14 protein-coding genes are annotated in these 15517 nt (G+C 71.9%); 7 read left to right on the top strand and 7 right to left on the bottom strand.

Annotated features, from left to right (window positions below; translation table 11 throughout):
• Window positions 1-926, bottom strand: a 926-nt coding sequence (locus tag ABZ749_RS12325; protein WP_357226701.1) for an AMP-binding protein, incomplete at its 3' end; no start/stop codon positions are given.
• A gap of 118 nt (window positions 927-1044) precedes the next feature.
• Here ABZ749_RS12325 and ABZ749_RS12330 point away from each other — a divergent pair.
• The 6 genes from ABZ749_RS12330 to ABZ749_RS12355 all read left to right on the top strand — a co-directional run bounded on the left by ABZ749_RS12330 (window position 1045) and on the right by ABZ749_RS12355 (window position 6362).
• Window positions 1045-1500, top strand: coding sequence for an SRPBCC family protein (locus ABZ749_RS12330; protein WP_357226704.1), 456 nt, complete (start codon window positions 1045-1047; stop codon window positions 1498-1500).
• 31 nt (window positions 1501-1531) lie between these two features.
• On the top strand, window positions 1532-2236 hold the full coding sequence (locus tag ABZ749_RS12335; protein WP_357226709.1) for a hypothetical protein: 705 nt from the start codon (window positions 1532-1534) through the stop codon (window positions 2234-2236).
• A gap of 76 nt (window positions 2237-2312) precedes the next feature.
• On the top strand, window positions 2313-3260 hold the full coding sequence (locus tag ABZ749_RS12340; RefSeq protein WP_355007723.1) for an ROK family glucokinase: 948 nt from the start codon (window positions 2313-2315) through the stop codon (window positions 3258-3260).
• A gap of 12 nt (window positions 3261-3272) precedes the next feature.
• Window positions 3273-3965, top strand: a complete 693-nt coding sequence (locus ABZ749_RS12345; RefSeq protein WP_357226712.1) for an endonuclease/exonuclease/phosphatase family protein — start codon at window positions 3273-3275, stop codon at window positions 3963-3965.
• Window positions 3966-4081: 116 nt separating this feature from the next.
• Window positions 4082-5488, top strand: coding sequence for an NAD(P)-binding domain-containing protein (locus ABZ749_RS12350; RefSeq protein ID WP_357226717.1), 1407 nt, complete (start codon window positions 4082-4084; stop codon window positions 5486-5488).
• A gap of 79 nt (window positions 5489-5567) precedes the next feature.
• On the top strand, window positions 5568-6362 hold the full coding sequence (locus ABZ749_RS12355) for an alpha/beta fold hydrolase (protein WP_357199736.1): 795 nt from the start codon (window positions 5568-5570) through the stop codon (window positions 6360-6362).
• Window positions 6363-6382: 20 nt separating this feature from the next.
• On the opposite strand, the gene ABZ749_RS12360 is transcribed toward ABZ749_RS12355, so the two are convergent.
• The 5 genes from ABZ749_RS12360 to ABZ749_RS12380 all read right to left on the bottom strand — a co-directional run bounded on the left by ABZ749_RS12360 (window position 6383) and on the right by ABZ749_RS12380 (window position 10408).
• Window positions 6383-7885 carry a trehalose-6-phosphate synthase gene (locus tag ABZ749_RS12360; protein ID WP_357226743.1) on the bottom strand — a complete coding sequence of 501 codons (1503 nt, stop codon included), beginning with the start codon at window positions 7883-7885 and terminating at the stop codon, window positions 6383-6385.
• A 159-nt stretch (window positions 7886-8044) separates the two neighbouring features.
• Window positions 8045-8896, bottom strand: coding sequence for a DUF308 domain-containing protein (locus tag ABZ749_RS12365; protein WP_357226721.1), 852 nt, complete (start codon window positions 8894-8896; stop codon window positions 8045-8047).
• Between the two features lie 490 nt (window positions 8897-9386).
• Window positions 9387-9608, bottom strand: a complete 222-nt coding sequence (locus tag ABZ749_RS12370; RefSeq protein ID WP_357226726.1) for a hypothetical protein — start codon at window positions 9606-9608, stop codon at window positions 9387-9389.
• A gap of 46 nt (window positions 9609-9654) precedes the next feature.
• The gene (locus ABZ749_RS12375) at window positions 9655-9990 is read right to left on the bottom strand and encodes a hypothetical protein (protein ID WP_357226730.1); all 336 of its coding nucleotides are present in this window, start codon (window positions 9988-9990) and stop codon (window positions 9655-9657) included.
• A 52-nt stretch (window positions 9991-10042) separates the two neighbouring features.
• Window positions 10043-10408 carry a hypothetical protein gene (locus ABZ749_RS12380; protein ID WP_357226735.1) on the bottom strand — a complete coding sequence of 122 codons (366 nt, stop codon included), beginning with the start codon at window positions 10406-10408 and terminating at the stop codon, window positions 10043-10045.
• 465 nt (window positions 10409-10873) lie between these two features.
• Between ABZ749_RS12380 and ABZ749_RS12385 the strand changes: the two genes are divergently transcribed.
• On the top strand, window positions 10874-11566 hold the full coding sequence (locus tag ABZ749_RS12385; RefSeq protein ID WP_355007715.1) for a lysophospholipid acyltransferase family protein: 693 nt from the start codon (window positions 10874-10876) through the stop codon (window positions 11564-11566).
• Window positions 11567-11593: 27 nt separating this feature from the next.
• Here the strand turns inward: ABZ749_RS12385 and ABZ749_RS12390 are convergent, their stop codons facing one another.
• Window positions 11594-15091 carry an adenylate/guanylate cyclase domain-containing protein gene (locus ABZ749_RS12390; RefSeq protein ID WP_357226748.1) on the bottom strand — a complete coding sequence of 1166 codons (3498 nt, stop codon included), beginning with the start codon at window positions 15089-15091 and terminating at the stop codon, window positions 11594-11596.
• Window positions 15092-15517 lie beyond the last annotated feature (426 nt).

Raw genomic sequence — 15517 nt, forward strand, 5'->3', positions numbered from 1 at the left:
ACCTGCTCGGCGCGGGCGAAGATGCCGCCCTTGCCGTCCGCCTCGGCCTTCTGCTTGGCGGCGTTGTAGACCTTCTCGAAGACCCGGGGTACGGAGAGCACGAAGGTCGGCCGGAACGCCTGCAGCTCGGCGACCAGGTTCTTGGTGTCGGCGCAGTGCGCCATGGTGGCTCGCGCCTGCACGACGCCGATCTGGATGAGCCGGGCGAAGGCGTGCGCCAGCGGGAGGAAGAGCAGGGTGCTCGCGCCGGCGTTGAACAGGTTCGGCAGCACCGGCACGGCGTTGGCGATGTCGGCGTACATGTTGCGGTGGGTGAGCACGCAGCCCTTGGGCCGGCCGGTGGTGCCGCTGGTGTAGATGATCGTGGCCAGGTCGCCGGCTCGGACGGCCTTGCGCCGCCGTTCGACCTCGGCCAGCTCGACGGTGGCACCGGTGGTGACCAGCTCGTCGACCCCGCCGCTGTCGATCTGCCAGACCTGGCCCAGCTCGGGCAGCCGGTGCCGGACACCGGCGATCAGGGCGGCGTGCGCCCCGCTCTCCACCACGACGGCCACCGCGTTGGAGTCCTCGAGGATCCAGGCGGCCTGCTCGGCGCTGGACGTCTCGTAGATCGGCACTGTCACCGCGCCGACGGCCCAGATGGCGTAGTCCAGCAGCGTCCACTCGTAGCGGGTGCGGCTCATCAGCCCGACCCGGGCACCGGGCTCGATGCCGGCGGCGATCAGCCCGCGGGCCACGGCGGCCACCTCATCGCGGAACTGGAGGCAGGTCACCTCGGTCCATTCGGTGACGGTGCCGTCGGCGCGCGGAGTGGGGCGGGCGAACTGGACGGTGTCAGGCGCGACTTCGGCGTTGTCCCAGACCGGATCGGTGAGGTTGGCCGCGTCGCCAACGGTGACGATCGGCGGGACGGAGAACTCGCGCACCTGCACTCCTTCGTGCTTGTACTGGTTGGGCCGGCCGCCGCCGTGGCGTCGGCATGTGTCGAAACCTACCCGGCGGGCGGTCGGGGTGAGACATCCAGGAGGCGGGTAGCCTCCCCCCATGGCGGACTCCTCCACCCAGTCGATCATCATCGGCGCCGCACCGGATCGGGTGACGGCGGTCATCTGCGACTTCGCGCGCTACCCGGAGTGGACCGACGCGGTACGTCGCGCCGAGGTGATCGAGGAGTACGAGGACGGTTACCCCAGTCAGGTGCGTTTCACCATCGACGCCGGGGTGATGGCCGACGAGTACGTGCTCGCCTACGAGTACGCCGAGGACCTGTCCCGGATCGAGTGGCACCTGGTCGCCCCCTCGAAGATGCAGAAGGCCCAGCGTGGTTCGTACGACCTGGTGGGTGACCCGGACGGCGGCACGACGGTGACCTACACGCTGGAGGTCGACCTGTCGGTCGGCATGCTCGGGATGTTTCGGCGCAAGGCCGAGAAGATGATCATGGACACCGCGTTGAAGCAGCTCAAGCGCCGGGTAGAAGCAACCGGTGCGGCGCAGTGACGTGTCCGGTGGCACGGTAGAGGAGCCGACGGTGGGCGGAACGGATCCGGGTTCGGCCCGGGAAGAGGCGGAGCGGCTGGTCGCCACCCTGCTGGCAGGGGCGCGACTGGCCTCCGCCGGCTCGGCGGGCGGCGCGTTCGGCTCGTTGGGCGGGATGCTGTCCGGTGTCCTCGGTCACAGCGCGGGTCCGGACGCCCGCTCCGGCACCGGTGGTGCTTTCGCCACCGGTTCGGCCGAATGCTGCGTCTGCCCGGTCTGTCGGGGCATCGCCGCGTTGCGGGACCCGAGTCCGGAATTCGCCGAACGGCTCGCGACCGGTGCCGGTGACCTCGCCGCGGGTGTCGCCAGCCTGCTCCGCGCGTTTTCCCCGGCGGAACCGTCCGCGCCGGGGACCGCCGATCCGGCCGCCGATCCGGCCACCCCGTCTCCAAGGGCACCCGCCGCGAGCACCGACGACGTGCTCCCCGAGCCACCCCCGAGCGGCCCGCCCACCGCGACCGTCGACGAGCACGTGTGGCGCGATGCCACCCGTACCGGGCATGATTCTCAGCCGGCGCCGGAGCGGGATGTCTGGTCGGTCGCCACCCGGACGGCGGACCCACTCGCCCCGGCCGCCGTACCACCCGTCGACGAGGCCGGGACGGCGACCGTACCGGCGCCGACCACCCGTCCCGTGGTGCCCGCATCGCGGGTGCCCGACGACGCCGACGCGGAAGCATCGGGCGACGGCGCCTGAGCGCGGGACCTTCCGATCCGGACCGGCACTGGGCCGGGACCCGGGCCGGACAGCACAGCAGAGGGGGGCGGTAGCGGTGACGCTGACCATCGGAGTCGACGTCGGTGGCACGAAGGTGGCCGGCGGTGTCGTGGACGACACCGGCACGGTCCTCGTGCAGACCCGACGGGACACTCCCGCCGATGACGTGGCCAAGACCCGCGACGTCATCATCGAGTTGGTCGGCGAACTGGCTGCCGGGCGGACCATCGAGGCCGTCGGCATCGGCGCGGCCGGTTGGATCGACGCCAGTCGTTCGACTGTGCTCTTCGCGCCCAACCTGGCCTGGCGTGACGAACCGCTGCGCGAGTACGTCAGCGAGGCCATCGGGCTGCCCGTGATCGTGGAGAACGACGGGAATGTCGCCGCGTGGGCCGAGTTCCGCTACGGCGCGGCCCGCGACGCCGACGACTCGATGATCATGTTCACCATCGGCACCGGTGTGGGCGGCGGCGTCGTCCTCGGTGGCGACCTGATGCGCGGCGCGCACGGCATCGCCGCGGAACTGGGCCACATGCTGGCCGTGCCGGACGGGCACCAGTGTGGCTGCGGCCGGCTGGGCTGCATCGAGCAGTACGCCAGCGGCAGCGCCCTGGTCCGCTTCGCCCGGGCCGGCGCCCGGCAGGAGCCCAACCGGGCCACCGCACTGCTGAAGCTGGCCGGCGGTGAGGCCGAGGCGATCACCGGCCCGATGGTGACCGCCGCGGCGCAGGGCGGCGACCCGGTCTCCGCCGAGGCGTTCGCCCAGATCGGCCGGTGGCTGGGCACCAGCCTCGCCGACATGGCGCAGATCCTCGACCCGCAGACCCTGGTGGTCGGCGGCGGCGTGATCGACGCCGGTGACCTGCTGCTCGGCCCCACCCGCCGCTCGTACCTCGACGCGCTCGCCCAGCGCGGTCGCCTGCCGGTGGCCGAGGTGCTCCCGGCGGAGCTGGGCAACAGCGCCGGGGTGATCGGCGCCGCCGACCTGGCCCGCCGGATCTGAGGCGGTCCACCGATGGGCGTGCCGCTGCGCGTGGTTTCGTACAACGTCCACAGCCAGCGCGACGACACCGCCGCGCTGGCGGCCGTGGTCCGGGCCGTGACGCCGGACGTGGTGATCGTGCAGGAGGGGCCGCGCCGGTTCCGGTGGCGGCAGAAGTCCGCCACGTTGGCCGAGTCGTTCGGTCTGGTGGTGGCCGCCGGTGGGCTGCCCGCGCTGGGCAACCTGCTCCTGACCAGCCTGCGGGTCCAGGTGCTGGGCACCCGCTGCCAGCGCTTTCCGCTGACCCCGGGCCGGCACCTGCGTGGCGCCGCGTACGCCGACTGCCGCGTCGGTGACGCCCGGTTCACCGTCGCCGGCTCGCACCTGTCCACCGACCCGGCCGAACGGCCCTCGCAGGCTGCCGAGTTCAAGCGCGGTCTGGACGCGGCGACCAGCCCGGTGCTGGCCGGGGCGGACCTCAACGAGGGTCCGGACGGGCCGGCCTGGGCCACCGTGTCGCGCGGGTTGACCGACGCGGCGGTGGCGGCCGACCGGGCCGAGCGGCACACCTACTCCTGCGCCGACCCGCGCCGACGCATCGACGCGCTCTTCGTCGACCCGAGGATCACAGTGGTCGACTACGACGTGGTGGACACCCCGCAGACCCGCCGGGCCAGCGACCACTTCCCGGTCCTGGTCGACCTGCTGCTGCCCGCCACCGGCTGACCCCCGACGCCGGCTCGACCGTCGGCGCCTCCGGCTCAGGACTGGACATCCGGCCCGGTTGTGGAGAGGATTTCGCGGCGACCGGCACGCCTGCCGTACCAAAGGAGATGTCCCCGGTGTCCACCTCCACCGACCACGGCCGGCCCGACCCGGAGGCGACCTCGCCCACGGCGAACAGCGACGCACGCCCGGTCTCCGACCGGGGCGACACGGTCTGCGTCATCGGGGCCGGGGCCAGCGGGCTGACCGCCATCAAGAACCTACGTGAGCACGGGTTCGGCGTGGACTGCTACGAGCGGGAGACGGGCGTCGGCGGCGCCTGGAACTGGCGGCACGACCGCAGCCCCGTGTACGCCAGCACCCACCTGATCTCGTCGAAGCCGTTCACCCAGTTCCCCGACTTCCCGATGCCGGACTCCTGGCCGGACTACCCGCACCACGGTCAGCTGCTGTCCTACTTCGAGCGGTACGCCGACCACTTCGACCTGCGTTCGCACATCTGGTTCGGCACCGAGGTGATCCGGGTCGAGCCCGTCGAGGGGGACCGGTGGGACGTGACCACCCGCTCCACCGGCGGGTACGGCCCCGAGCGCACCGCCCGGTACGCCGCCGTGGTGATCGCCAACGGCCACAACTGGTCGCCGAAGCTGCCCCGCTACGAGGGCCTGGAGGAGTTCCGCGGCGAGATCATGCACGCCTCGTCCTACAAGGACCCGGCGCAGCTGCGCGGTAAGCGGGTGCTGGTGGTCGGCGCCGGCAACACCGGCTGCGACATCGCCGTCGAGGCCGCCCAGCAGGCGTCGCGCTGCTGGCACTCCACCCGCCGGGGTTACTGGTACGCGCCCAAGTACGTGCTCGGTCGCCCCGCCGACCAGGTGAACGACACCCTCCTGGCGCTGCGGGTGCCGCTGCGGGTGCGGCAGTGGCTCTACCACTGGACCCTGCGGCTGACCGTCGGTGACCTGACCCGCTTCGGCCTGCCCAAGCCCGACCACCGGGTGTACGAGACGCACCCGATCGCGAACAGCCAGCTCGTGTACTACGTGGGCCACGGCGGGATCGGCCCCGTGCCGGACGTGGCCCGGTTCCACCCGTACGCGGTGGAGTTGGCCGACGGCCGCGAGATCGACCCAGAGGTGGTCGTCTTCGCCACCGGTTACCTGCCGCGCTTCGAGTTTCTCGACGCGTCGGTGTTCGGTGACAGCGCGGGCGCGGGCCGGCCCACGCTGTGGCTCAACGCGTTCACTCCGGGGCACCCGACCCTGGCCGTGGCCGGCCTGCTGCAACCGGACTCCGGGTTGTTCACCCTGTCGCACTGGCAGACGGTGCTCTTCGCCCGGCTGCTGCAGGCTCGCCGGGATCGGCCGGAACGGGCCACCGCGTTCGCGGCCCGGGTGCGGGACCGGGCGGGGGAGCGGTACTCCGGGCCGGTCAAGGACAGCAGCCGGCACTGGTTCGAGGTCGGGCACGCCGACTATCTGCGCGCCATCCAACGCGCCCTGGTCGAGCTGGAGGGCAAGTGAGCGCGAGGAGTGAGCTTGCGAGCCCCGCAGTCGCGAACGAAAGGCTGGCACGGTGAGCGCGAGTAGCGAGCTGCGGATCATGCGGGGTCGGGAGTGGTCCCGGCCGGTCCGGCCGGCCCGGCGGGAGGTGCTCAGCGCGGTCCCCGAACTGGAGCAGGGGCGGCCGCCGCTGCTGTTCGTACCCGGGTTCGGGCACGGCGCGTGGGCGTTCGCCGAGCACTGGTTGGGTCACGTGGCGTCGCGGGGGTTCCCGGCGTACGCGGTGAGCCTGCGCGGGCACGGTGGCAGCGAGCCGGCGCCGGAGGCGACGCTGAGGGCGTACGCCCACGACGTGGTCCAGGTGGCCGCGAGCCTGCCGCGGCAGGCGGTGCTGGTGGGGCACGGCGCCGGGGCGCTGGTGGTGGCACACGCGTTGGCCCGCTACCCGGCGCGGGGCGCGGTGCTGGTGGCGCCGGTCTTCGGCGGCTGGGGAGTGCTGGGCGCGGCGTTGCGCCGCAACCCGGCGGGTACGTTGCCGGCGGTGTTCGGCGGGCCGTTGCGGCTCAACCGGGGGCAGTTGTTCAGCCGCGAGTTGCCCGACGAGGAGGCCCGGCGGTATGTGGGACGCCTCGGTCGGGCGGGTCGGCGGGCCCAGTGGGCGCTGCTGGGCGAGCCGGAGGCCGAGCCGGCCGTGGGCGCGCCCCCGGTGTTGGTGCTGGGCAGCCCGGACGACCGGGTGGTGCCGGCGTCGACGTTGACCCGGGTGGCTCGCCGCTACGGGTCGGCCCCGCTGCTCTTTCCCGGGATGGGCCACGACCTGATGCTGGACGCGCGGTGGGCGGAGCCGATCGACGCGATCCTGGACTGGCTGGAGAAGGAGCCGGCGGCGCACTGAGCAGCCGGGCTGCCCGGCGGTCAGCCGCCGGCCTGGTGGCCGGCCGGGCTGCCCGTCGGGGTGGCCGGTCGGGGCACCCGAGCGGCACCGTCGGTGTCGGTGTCGGTGTCGGTGCCGGTCAGGCGACTGATCAGGGCGCCGCCCTCGTCCAGGGCACGCAGGTAGGAGCGGGCCCAGGCCCGGATGTCGTGCTGGTGCAGGTGGGCGCGCATGGCCCGCATCCGCTGCATGGTGTCGGCCGGGTCGGCCCGCAGCGCCGCGCGCAGCCCCTGTTTGAGCCCTTCCAGGTCGTGCGGGTTGACCAGGTACGCCTGGGACAGCTCGGCGGCGGTGCCGGCGAACTCGCTGAGCAGCAGTGCGCCGGTGTCGTCGACCCGCGCGGCCACGTACTCCTTGGCGACCAGGTTCATCCCGTCGCGTAGCGGGGTCACCGCCATCACGTCGGCGACCCGGTAGAGCGCGGCCAGCTCGGCCCGGTCGAAGGGCTGGGTGAGGTAGTGGATCGCCGGCTCACCGACCCGGCCGAACTCGCCGTTGATCCGGCCGACTTCGCGTTCGATGCGTTCGCGCAGGATCTGGTACTGGCCGACGCGTTCCCGGCTCGGCATGGCGACCTGCACCAGCACCGTGTCGCGGACCTTGACGTCGCCGCTGGCGAGCAACTCGCTGTACGCCTTGAGGCGCTGCTCGATGCCCTTGGTGTAGTCCATCCGGTCCACGCTGAGGACGACCTGCCGGGGATCGCCGAGGTCCTGACGGAGCCGGTGGGCCCGGGCGGCAACGTCCGGGCGGTCGGCGAGCGCGGCCATCTCGGCGGTGTCGATGGAGACCGGGAAAGCGCCGATGCGGACGACCCGGTCGTCGATGCCGATCCGCCGGTCGGTGGCCGGCAGCTCCAGCACCCGGGTCACCAACTGGGCGAAGTTGTGCGCCGCCTGCCCCCGCTGGAAGCCGACCAGGTCGGCACCGAGCATGCCGCGCAGCAGTTCGGCCCGGCGGGGCAGTTGCATGAACAACTCCGGCGGCGGGAACGGGACGTGCAGGAAGAACCCGATGCGCAGGTCCGGGCGGAGCGCGCGCAGCAGACCGGGGACCAGTTGCAGGTGGTAGTCCTGCACCCAGACCACCCCGCCCGGCTCGGCCACCTCCGCGGTCGCCTCGGCGAAACGCTGGTTGACCCGCTGGTACGCCTCCCACCACCGGCGGTGGTGTTGCGGCTGCTCCACCGAGTCGTGGTAGAGCGGCCAGAGGGTGGCGTTGGCGAACCCCTCGTAGTGGTCGCGCAGGTCTTCCGGGGTGAGCGCGACGGTGTGCATCCGCACGCCGTCCACGTCCGGCAGGGCGGGGGCCGGCCCGGTGCCACCGGCCCAGCCGACCCAGGTGGCCGGGGTGTGTCGCAGGAGCGGAAGCAGCGCGCTGACCAACCCACCTGGGCTGCGCCGCCACTCGCAGGCCCCGTCGGGGGCCTGGTTGTCGTCGATGGGGAGGCGGTTGGCCACCACCACGAGAGAACTCTGTCGCATCTCGGGCATTCCGATCAGCAGAGGACTGACCGCCGCGAGCAAGGAAAAACCGGTCAGTCAGCGGGGGAAGTGACGTACAGCGGTATTCCTACTGACAGTAAGTTACACCACTGTTACGCCCCCGGCGGGGCGCTGCTGTCTCGGGATGCGGGCCGACCGTCAGACGACGGCGCCGTTGTCCGGGTCGTCCTCGTCCTCGTCGCCGGGGCGCAGCCGCCAGATCAGCGTGACGAAACCGGCCAGGATGCCGGTGAACCCGAACAGCGTGACCGCCGAGCGGTCGATCGGGAGCAGCCACGGGAAGAGGAACAGCACGAACCCGACGACCACCCCGAGTACGCCGATCACCGCGTACTTGCTGACCCGCGGCAGCGGCGGCGGTGGCGGCGGGTGGTAGCCCTCGTCGTCCTCGTCGTCGGGCAGGTCGGCGCCGAAGGTGTCCAACCCGTCCAGCAGCGACGGCTCGTCCGGTCGGGTGCCGCGCCCCACCGAGATTCCGGAGATGTCCGTCGCGGACGGCAGCCGACGAACGTCGGTGGCGGTCGGACCCGGATCGTCGGTGCCGGAGCGGGTCAGCGACCCGGAGGTCGACTCGTCCCGGTTGTCCCGCTCGTCCACGTCCTCCGAGGCCGGCCACGGGTTGTCACCGGGCGTGGAGGTGGTGTGGAAGCCCGCCACGATGCGCGCCCACTCGGCGTCGATGTCCGGTTCGTCGCGAGCCGGTGGCTGCTCCGGAGTGGTCTCGTCGGCGAGCTGGGTCAGGTAGTCCCGGGCGGTGGTCAGGTGCGAGCGGTCGACGTAGAGCCGGTCGACCGGCCGGGCCGGCACCGTGGTGGTGCGGGTGACCGGATTGAGGTCGGCGGAGGGCTGGAGGTAGGCGGCGATCCCACCGGCGGCCAGCACGTCGAGCAGGTGCTCACCGACGCGCGGATCGACGTCGCCGACGACGGCGTACTCGTTCGCGTCGAGCCCGTTGTCCCGCCGTCCCCGGCGGGCCCCACCCGCTGACACCCGGACATCCCCCTTAACGCGCCTTCCGGCGCGGCCACCGCTGCCCTTCGGCGCCAGTCCGCACGCCGTGCTCTGAATCGTGACACGTCAGGGCATGGTTCCGGGAGTGCGTTGTGTCGCGTCTTCCAAAGTCACGGCTGCTCCCGCAGGTCGCGGCGGGGCTCCTTTGTCCGTTTTTGCTAATCCTTGCCAACAGGAGGTCTCCGGGGATGGCGCTTGTCGCCGACTCGCCGACCGCCCGCATGATCTCGCTGTGACCGCGGTGCCAGGTCAGGTCGGGAGCGGGACCGTCGGGGCCGGAGTGGGAGACGAAGCCGCCGTCGAATGGCCCAACCGACGCGGACCCCGACCCCGTGATGGCGGTTCATGGACCGCAGCGGGGCCGAGCCGTCTGAACGGCTCGGCCCCTTCGAGCAAGTACCCAACTGCGGCAGCCCGCCTCCGACCCCCGCCAGTCGGCTCTGCCCGGCGCCCTGGTGCTTAACCGGTGTCATGGTCGTTCGACGCGGTACTGCTCCACGAGACCGTCGTGCAGGCCATCAGGGAGATCGGTATCCGTGAGCAGGTCGATGGACCACGGCACCGGACACGGGCCCGGGTGGACGTCATCAGGGCACAGCAGGGCCGCGATCTGGTCCACCAAGGCGCGGGCGTCTTCTGCGCTCGCATAGATGCCGACGCGAAGTTCCCAGATGGACGGTTGCCCGACCATGCCGCCTCCTTTGGGGGAGTTGCCGCCGAGGAGCCAGGCTACCGGGTCAGACCGGGTGACAGTGCCGCTTGTAGTGACCCGGCGGCACCTTGCGGTTGGCGTCCTTCTCGGCGTTCAGTTTGGCGCTGTTGTACGTCGTTCCGGTGCCAGTGCCGTAAATGACGTCCACGACGGTGGTGTCCTTGATGCGGACCACGTGGCAGCGGACGGTCACGGTGTATCGGGCCAGGGTTTCCGAGACCGCGGTCGTCGATGTTCCTGCACGGTCCGCATGGGCCGCCGTGATCGGTTCAGCGGCTGATGCTGGGCCGCCGGCGAACGCCATGGCGGCTGACGCCACGATAGGAAGCAAGGCCGCAGCTAGCTTTGGCGTACGTTTCATGGAACGTCTCCTTCAACCTTCTGACGCCGGGGATGTGGGCTGAACGACTGCATTACGGTCGCCATTCGATGCTGCTGGCTCCACCGACGCCGAAGATGCAAGGACCGGCTTGAAGCCGTTGGGTCGGATTGCCGGCCTTCGGCGCCGCCCATCCGGAGTACTTGTCGGGCGCGCCGTTGCAGTCCGCCCGCAGTCGGACCTGTCCCCCGTAGACGCGGCACCAGGTGTAGGCGTACTGGCCGGTCGTGTGGATGCGCGGGCAGTCGACGTCAGGGCCGGCGGCCTGCGCCGCCGCCGAAGTCACGGACATGGTGACCGTCGCGGTTGGCGCATGTGCCGAGGCCAGTGCCGGTGCGGGTGCCAGTACGGCCAAGCCGAGCGTGAGTGTGGCGGCAGCGCCGAGAGTTCTTAGCTTCATTCCAGATCCAATCTGTGATCTCCGCCGATTACTGCGACAGCCTCCGCGGCGGGACGGCGGCTGTCGCAATCAGCTTTCGCAGGGGCGGCGCAGTCGGACAAGCGAAAGCCTGTTCGGAACCATTCGGAACAAGTGATCGAACAGTTCCGTCCGGGCGTCCCACTCGGAAGAGCGCCCTACCTTGACCCGGGCTCGACCGCGAATATCTACGGCGGAGTGAAGGCGTGGCACATGGGCCTGCCACGCATTGAGTGGTCGAGACGAATCTGTCCCGGGCCTCAGCCCGCTGCCCTGCCGGCCCCGTCGCGCGGGTCCTCAAAGCCGCCTGCGGCATGCAAGGGGTAGGGGAGTCGAGTCGATACGTCCGCCACGAGCTTCGTCCGTTGTGGTGAGAGCGCTCGCTTCGTAGGCTCGTCGGCGACGACGGCTGGCGCTGTCGCGAGCACACCATGGGAAGGGACGCCGGTGCTCTACTGGCTGCTGAAGTACGTCATCCTCGGTCCGCTGCTCAAGCTGATCTTCCGCCCGCAGGTGGAGGGCCTGCGCAACGTCCCGGCGACCGGTCCGGTGATCCTGGCGAGCAACCACCTCTCCTTCTCCGACTCGATCTTCACGCCGTTGATCACCGCCCGGAAGGTCACCTTCGTCGCCAAGGCCGAGTACTTCACCGGCAAGGGAATCAAGGGCTGGCTGACCAAGATGTTCTTCGTGGGCACCGGCACGATTCCGGTGGACCGCTCCGGCGGCCGGGCCGCGCGTGCCGCCCTGGACACCCAGTTGCAGGTGCTGCGGGCCGGGGGAGTGGCCGGCATCTACCCCGAGGGCACCCGCTCCCCGGACGGACGCCTCTACCGGGGCAAGACCGGGGTGGCCCGGCTCGCCCTGGAGAGCGGCGCGGTGGTGGTGCCGGTGGCGATGCTCAACGCCGACGAGATCCAGCCCCCGGGCAAGCTCATCCCCAAGATCGATCGGGTGCGGATCCGGTTCGGGGCGCCGCTGGACTTCTCCCGCTACGCCGGGCTGGCCGGCGACCGGTTCGTCGAGCGCGCGGTCACCGACGAGATCATGTACGAGTTGATGGAACTCTCCGGCCGGGAGTACGTGGACGTCTACGCCCAGAAGCTCAAGCAGCCCGTCCCGACGCCGCTGGCCGCCTGAGCCACCGCCGCCGGCCCCGGCCGGCGGTCAGGGCAGGTGGAGCAGGGCGGGGGCGTGGTGGCGGTCGGCGAAGTCGTGCAGGCGGGCCCGGGTCGCCTCGGCAGCGGGTGGGTCCGTCTCGGAAAGCGGCCCGATGGCCAGCGCCAGCGTGATGATCTCGTCGGTCACGTCGCTCATCCGGGCGTAGCTCGCCGCCGCCGAGCGCAGCAGGTTCGCCGCCGTCGAGGGGTCCCCGGCGTGCCGGGCCAACGTGGCGTCGGCGACCTGACCGGCCGCGTGAGCCCACGGGGTCGTCCGGGGCGCCCGGTCGAGCAACTGTCGGACCAGCCGGGCGGCGTCCGCGCCGAGCACCCCGGCGACGTGCCCGACGGCCGGCACCCACTCCGCGAACGGAATCATCCGGGTCCGTTGCCAGTCCTCGTCCAGCTCCGTGAGCAGCGCCATCGCCTCGTCACGGCGGCCCTGCGCCGCCCGGCAGAGGGCGGCGTGCGCCAGGGTGGAACGCAGCACCCGGTGGAATCCGGTACGCCGCGCCGCGACCAGCGCCTGCTCGACCAGATCCCCACCCGGTGCGTCCGACCCCGCTGTGTCGTCAGGCCCGTCGGGTCCGACCAACTCGGCTCCGGCCAGACCGCGCATCCAACCCGAGACCGCCACGATGTGCAGATCCCACTCCGCTGTCGGCCGCCGGGTCGACTCCGCCGCCATCGCCAGCGCCGCCGTCCAGTCACCCGCGTAGTACGACCGCGCCCACTGGTCGGCGAAACTCGTGGCCAGGCTGTGCTCGCCGCCCAGGTCGAGGGTGAGCTGCTCGTCGACCAACCGGGCCGAGCCGGCCAGGTCGCCCTCCTCCTGCAACGCCCAGGCCAGGTTCTGCACCGCCCGGCGGCGACTGGTCAGCCGCTCCACCCGGCAGTGCTCGGTCACCTCCGCCAGCTCCGGGAACGCCTCGGCGGAGCCGGCCAGGTAGCGCGCCACGGCCAGGGTGATCCGCGCGTTGGCCTGGACCTCGCGCAGCTGGAGCCGCTCGGCGAGGGACGCCGCCGCCCGCGCCGCGGTGCACGCCGGCTCGGTCTCCGCGTTGAGCATGTGCACCCGGGCCAGCTCCAGCAGCGCGCCCGCCTTCTCCTGACTGTCCGGCAGGTCGCCGTAGATGCCGATCGCCTGGTCCAGGCAGTGCAGGGTCGCCGACCGGTCGGCCCGGCTCCAGGCGGCGGTGGCGAGCAGCGTCCAGGCGCGCGCCGCACCCGTCCGGTGGCCGCTCGTGGTGAGCCGCGCGGCCAGCCGGGAGAGGACGTCCGTGCCCCCCGCCACCAGGAAGGCGTCCCCGTCCCGATAGAACGCCAGCTCGGCGTCGAACAGCTCCAGCGCCGGGTCCGCCTCGACGTCCAGGGCCAGCGCCCGGCCGACCAGCGCGGCGGCGGTGTCCAGCGCGTGCAGCTCGTACGCGCGGCGGGCCGCCTGATGCAGCGCGGCCCGTGCCGACGGGGCGTAGGGGGCGGTGTCCAGCCCGACCGTACGGGCGATCTCGTGGGCCGCCCAGCGATGGTTGGCCAACACCTCGGCCAGGTCGTACTGCCGGCCGTCGGTGAGCTGTGCCATCCAGTCGGCGGTGCGCTGGTGGCGCAGCACCCGTTCGGCCCTGGGCAGTCGCTGGTAGCAGACGTCGCGTACCAGGATGTGCCGGAACCGGTACTCGGACTTCCCGGGCATCGTCGACGTGCTCTGCTCGTACACCAGGTCGCGACGTTGCAGGCGGTCCAGCGCGCGCTCCACCCACTCCACCGGCCGTCCCAACGCCATGGCGACCGGCCCGGCCCAGAACACCACGCCGACCACGGCGGCGGCCTGGAGCACCGCCCGGTCGGCCGGGTCCAGCAGGTCGAGCCGGTTGGCGATGACCGCCTGCACGGTGCGGGGCATCTCCGCGCCGCCGTCGAGGTCGGGGTGGGCGGTCGAACCGACCGCGTCGAGCAGGCCGCCGTCCAGCAGCATCCGGGCGTACTCCTGGGCGTAGAGCGGGTTGCCGTCGGCGAACTCGATCAGCGGGGTACGCGAGCTGGACGGCAGCGTCGCCTGCCCGAGGAGCAGCGAGTAGAGCGTGTCGATGTCTGTGTCGTGCATCGGCGGCACCGAGATGGACATCGCACCACTGATCGTGCCGGTCCAGGCCGGGTGCCGCTCCCGCAGCTCCGGCCGGGCGGTCGCCACGACCAGCAGCGGTACGCCGCGGGCTGACGCGCCCAACTGCTCGACGAAGGCGAGCATCTGCTGGTCCGCCCAGTGCATGTCCTCGAAGACCAGCACGGTCGGGCCGGTCGTCGCCAGGGTGATCAGGAACCGCCGCCAGGCGGCCTCGGTCTCACCGGGGGTGAGCCGTTCACCGGGTACGCCGATCAGCGGGCCGAGCGCCTCGGCCAGCCGGGTCGCGTGCGGGTCGGCGAGCTGTCCCAGCCGGGACCGTAGCCGTTCGCGCAGCGCGGTCGGGCCGTCGACCTCCGGCACGCCCACCCAGGTCTTCACGATGTCCGACAGGGCGGCCCAGGTGACGTTCTCGCCGAACGGCGGGCACTGCCCGACGAGCCAGGTGATCGGCGGGCCGGGCAGGCTGCCGGCGTGCCGGGCCAGCTCGCGCAACAGCCGACTCTTGCCCACCCCGGCCGGGCCGAACACCGTCACCAACTGGGACGTCCGTTCGGTCACCATCCGGTGCAGCGCGTTGACCAGCAGGCCGCGTTCGTGCTCCCGGTCCACCATCGGGGTCAGCTCGGCGCCGCGCGGGTCCCGGTGTGGTCGCACCTGGACGGCCAGCCAGATCCGGCTCACCGCGGACCGGCCGCGCAGGGTGACCGGTGCTTGGTCCGCGTACTCCATCTCGTGTCGGGTGGCCGACCAGGTGCTCTCGTCGACCACGACACCGCCCGGCGGGGCGAACCCCTGCAGGCGGGAGGCCGTGTTGACCACGTCTCCGGTCACGAAGGCCTGCCCACCGTCGCGGGTGGCGGAGAGGTCGACAAGGGCCTCGCCGGTCGCGATGCCGACCCGGAAGCTCAGCGGGGCCTGCGGACCGGCGGGCTGGCGGGCCAGGTTCCGTTGCAGCTCCAGGCCGGCGCGGACGCACCGCAACGCGTCGTTGTCGGTGGCCACCGGCGCGCCGAACAGCGCCATCGCCGCGTCGCCAATGTACTTCTCGACCACCCCGCCGTACTGGTGCACGATCCGGCGCACCGTGGCGAAGTAGGTCTGCTGCAGACTGCGGGCCTGCTCCGGGTCGGCCCGCTCCGCGTAGCTGGTGAAGTCCACGATGTCGACGAAGAGCACGCTGACCTGACGCCGGTCCTCCTGCACCGCGACGGCGTGGTCGCGCAGCGGTTGACCACAGCTGGTGCAGAAGTTGACCTCGGTGCTGTTGGCGTGCCCGCAGTGCGCACAGTTGACCCCCAGCGGTTGGCCGCACCCGCCGCAGAAGCGGTCGTCCGGCCCGGCCGCGCGCGCGCAGTGTCCACACTTGAGGTCGATGTTCAGCTCCGTGGGCGAAAGAGGTCAGTATCGCGGCCGGTCGGCCAGTCGGGTACCCGACGTGCGGACGGGCAACGGCATCGATCGGTCGGGGTTAGTGTTCCGTACCAGGAAGTTTCATGTCAGGGAGAGTTCCGTGCAGGTACGACTGTCCGCCTCGTGGACCGATCCGGGTGGCACGCTTTGGGCGCCGGGCGACACGATCGACGTCGATGCGGTCACTCTCGCCGAACTGGAGGAGCAGGGCATGGTGGAAGAGCCTGAGGGTCAGTCGGGCGGGTCGGGGGAGACCACGACCACCTCGTCGAGCACGTCCACGGCTGGTAAGCCGACCGATCCGAAGAAGATCGGGCCGGGGCCGGGTGCGCCGCCGGCCGACAGCACGGAGAACTGATCGCCCGGGTGCGGTCGGCGGGCCTTTGGTCCGCCGAC

Source organism: Micromonospora sp. NPDC047753 (assembly GCF_040642735.1).
Taxonomy (GTDB): Bacteria; Actinomycetota; Actinomycetes; order Mycobacteriales; family Micromonosporaceae; genus Micromonospora.